Annotated in this window: 3 protein-coding genes and 1 tRNA gene; 2 read left to right on the top strand and 2 right to left on the bottom strand. The window is 56.1% G+C overall.

Features of this window, described 5'->3' with window-relative positions; genetic code table 11:
- Positions 1 to 65: 65 nt before the first annotated feature.
- Positions 66 to 137 (top strand) — tRNA-Thr (locus WCE46_RS04470).
- A gap of 182 nt (positions 138 to 319) precedes the next feature.
- On the top strand, positions 320 to 1,675 hold the full coding sequence (gene ftsA, locus WCE46_RS04465) for a coenzyme F390 synthetase (RefSeq protein ID WP_424732496.1): 1,356 nt from the start codon (positions 320 to 322) through the stop codon (positions 1,673 to 1,675).
- 71 nt (positions 1,676 to 1,746) lie between these two features.
- On the opposite strand, the gene WCE46_RS04460 is transcribed toward ftsA, so the two are convergent.
- Entirely contained in the window at positions 1,747 to 2,829 is a 1,083-nt protein-coding gene (locus tag WCE46_RS04460) for a cobalamin B12-binding domain-containing protein (protein ID WP_424732497.1), read from the bottom strand.
- A gap of 212 nt (positions 2,830 to 3,041) precedes the next feature.
- Positions 3,042 to 3,847, bottom strand: an 806-nt coding sequence (locus tag WCE46_RS04455; RefSeq protein ID WP_424732495.1) for a pirin family protein, incomplete at its 5' end; no start/stop codon positions are given.

Genomic DNA, 3,847 nt, shown 5'->3' with positions numbered 1-3,847 from the left:
TATTCATAAACCCCCCACCAAACACAGATTTTATTAGCGTACGGGTCGATATTGTGAGGCAGTGCGCCGCCGTGGCTTAGCGGTATAGCGGCTGATTCGTAATCAGCAGGTCGAGGGTTCAAGTCCCTCCGGCGGCTCTGTGACCGTTGCTTAAGGTCTAAATCTTTTTTTAGGGCTCCAATCGCTCGTGTTTTCTTCATCGTCTTTTGCCTGGAAAAAGAGGATTCGAATCTTTTTTTGGAATCTGGAGTCGTCCGCATCCGTTCCCGCGCCCATCAGCAATCTATAAACCTTTTTTCCACGATGCTCTGTACGGACAATGCCGAAATACCATAATCCCGGGATTGAAACGACAGACCGGGACAGCCTCGATTCACTGATCGACGATCGGGTCAGGTATACGGTCCGGTATGCCAATGAACATTCCCCGTTCTACCGGCACTGGTTTAAACAAAACGGGATCGACCCGAAGGATATCAGGGTCCACGAGGATCTGCTGCAGCTTCCCATAGTCTCTGGCCGCACCATCCGTGAGCACCAGCCGCCGGGCACCCCGGGTTTCCAGTTCCTCTCGACAGGCTGGGGCGATGTATTCACCATCCAGGAGACGAGCGGTACGAGCGGGACTCCCAAGAGTTTCTTCCTTACCTGGGATGACTGGAAACGGTACGCGGAGAAATATGCCCGGAGTTTTGTCTCGCAGGGGTTTGACCCCGGTGACCGGCTGGTGGTCTGCGCCTCATACGGGATGAACGTAGGAGCGAATACGATGACGCTTGCCGCCCACGGGCTTGGAATGACCATTATCCCGTTCGGCAAGTGTGACTTCGCATCAAGGGTCATCACGGCATACCGCCCGACCGCGATCGTGGGAAGCGTATTCAAGCTTCTCCGGCTCGCGCGAAGGCTGGAGCAGGAAGGGATCCAGCTAAAAGAGACCTCGATCGAGAGGCTGGTTGTCGGGGGCGAGAGTTTTTCCGATGAGTCCCGTGCTTACCTTGCGGAGACATGGGGATGCCCGGTATTCAACACCTATGGAAGTACTGAAGGGACGATGTGCGGGGAGTGTACGGAACTTGCCGGGCTCCATGTCCCGGAAGATCTCGTCCACCTCGACATTTACGACCCGCAGATGAAAGCGTTCGTCTCGGACGGTAACTGCGGCCGGGCGGTCCTCACGACGCTCCTGCCGGAGGGCTCAAAGGCAGGCACCCTCCTGCTCAACTATGATACCGAGGATACGACGGCAGTACTCTCCCGGGAGCGGTGTGCCTGTGGCAGGACACATATGCGGATTGTCAACCCGCAGAGGGAGGCCGAGACGGTCTGGATTCTCGGGAATGCCGCAAACCGCGTAGATGTGGAGGCCGGTGTCTTCCAGCCGGAAAGCATGCAGTTCCTCAACGGCGAATATGAGGCGGTCCTCGAAAATGGCGGATCTTCGGGAGAGGTTGTGTTGCGGGTGAGCGTGGAGTGCATGGATCCGGAGACGGCCGACCGGAGGCTCATCGAAGACCATTTTATTGGCCATTTCTTAAAAAACAAGAAGAACCTTATACCGCATTACGAGGACAAGACCTTCTCTGTACAATTCACCTTTGTTCATCCCGGGGAGCTTGAACTGCACAAACTCAGGGGGCGGCCAAAGCGTCTCGTCGATCGCAGATCGGAATAGAGTACTCATCTCCGGTTACCGGCATGCATGATTCCTGCAGGAAACCATCTTTTTACCTGGCCTGAATCTGCTTACCGGTGCCGAGGTACGAGACGGTTGGCGACAGCCACTGCCTCATCTGCAGTTCCTGCATATGCATCAGCTCCGATTTGTTTCCAGAGGTCAGGAACAATCCTGAACGGATACCCTCCGACGATGATCTTTACGCCCATTGTGTCCCCGTCCGCACGCAGCGAACGGATGAGGTACTGGACATCGGGAAGATGGCGTGGCATCGTTGTGGACAGGGCGATAATGTCGGCCTTCCGGTCCCGCACCGCCTCAAGGATACTCTGAATGGGTGTGTTTGCCCCGACATAATACGTATCCCAGCCGTCCATCTCAAAAAAGTCGGCCACCATGTGAATCCCGACGTCATGGAGTTCAGGCCCGACCCCGCAAGCGACAACAGTCTTTTGCCTTCGCACTTTTCCACCCCAATCTGGAGAAAGGAAGCGTTCATGCAGCCGGGCCATATGGATTTCAACGTAAGCAGTTACGAAATGCTCTTGAGCGATACCGATCTTTTGCATCTGCCAGAGCCTTCCCGTTTCCTGAAGGACAGGCTGAAAAATGTTGAGATAGATATCCTTCAACGGTGTGCCGGATCTCAGTGTATCATCCATTATCCCTTCCGCCCGCTTCCGATCTGCCGCGATAACTGCTGCGAGGAACGATCTGGCAACATCTGCGAGCGGGTTGTCTGCGGTGATATATGAGGGGATCTCCGGGGAGGCAGTTTTGAGGACGACTAGGCTTTCGGTGACAAAGCCCCCGGCCTCTTTGCGGAAATCCAGGGGAAGTTCCTTTTGGAGGACTTCTCCCAGAGTATCGAGAAGAAAGGGTACATAATTCCTCGGGAAGTGCAGGGAGGTGAGATAGACCCGGGCCCAACAGGCGTGATCGATGAAAACAGCCGGGTTATCGATTGCGAGCGATTCCTCAAGACTGCTGATAAGATCCCTGAACTCTTCCAGTACCCGGGCCTTCCGGGCGGCGCTCGCGGTACGCCAGATTCCCGGGTGTTTCTTCCCGAACAGGTCCAGGGCTTTTCCTGCGAGATAATCCCGATCCAGTCTGACCTGATGATATACGGGTAATCCGGCCTGATCCATGTGTGTCACTTGCACCCTCTCCCGGTTCTGAGAGAGAATCTGGCTGGATCGTTATTATTTTTCCCTCTGGATTGATCACAGGGAACCAGATCAAGCGTCTGGTGTTCGATAGTCAACCGATCCGACATATTTCTGGTACTTGGTTGCCCTGTTTCACCACGTTTACTCACGTTCGTACTTCCATCAGTAATCCCGATACGATCTTTCTGCTTTCAGGATGCTTTTTTAATAAACGTGTCATTCTCGTAATCGTCAAATGCCTGCTGCAGTTCCTCCTGCGTGTTCATCACGATGGGGCCGCCCCAGGCGACCGGTTCGCGGAGTGGTTTTCCCGAGAAGAACAGGAACCTCACACCGTTTCTGCCGGCACGGACAGTGACCGCGTCCCCCTCATCGCCAAAGAGGGCCATCGTCCGGTTTTCCAGTTCTTCGTTGTGGCGCTCGTCAAAAATCCCGGTGCCGCCGATCACGTAAACCGCTGCCCTGCAACCGGGTTTTACCGGGTGGGAAAACGGTGCGTCCGGTCCAAGCGAGATATCGAGGTACTCGGGTTCTGCCATAATATCGCGGACCGGGCCGGAAACGCCGGCGATCGTCCCGCAGATGACTTTAACACTCGCACCACCCGGCAGGGTGACCGTGGGGATCTCATCAGCCTTAATCTCCTGGTACCGGGGGTCCATCATCTTGTGCTTCCGGGGCAGGTTGACCCAGAGCTGGAACCCCCCCATCCTGCCGTTTACCGGCTTTGGCATCTCCTGGTGGATGATGCCGGAACCTGCCGTCATCCACTGGACGCACCCGGCATCGACCGAGCCGGCATGGCCCATGCTGTCGCCATGCTCGACGGTTCCCTCAAGCATATAGGTAACCGTCTCGATCCCCCGGTGGGGGTGCCAGGGAAAACCGGCGAGGTAGTCCTCCGGCCGGTCGGCCCGGAAGTCGTCGAGCATCAGGAACGGGTCAAAGGCCGGAATGTCCTGGTAACCGAACGCCCGGTGGAGTCTGACCCCGGCCC

It is taken from the genome of Methanoregula sp. (assembly GCF_049690535.1).
Lineage (GTDB): Archaea > Halobacteriota > Methanomicrobia > Methanomicrobiales > Methanospirillaceae > Methanoregula.
This window is presented reverse-complemented; position numbering and strand designations above follow the sequence as displayed.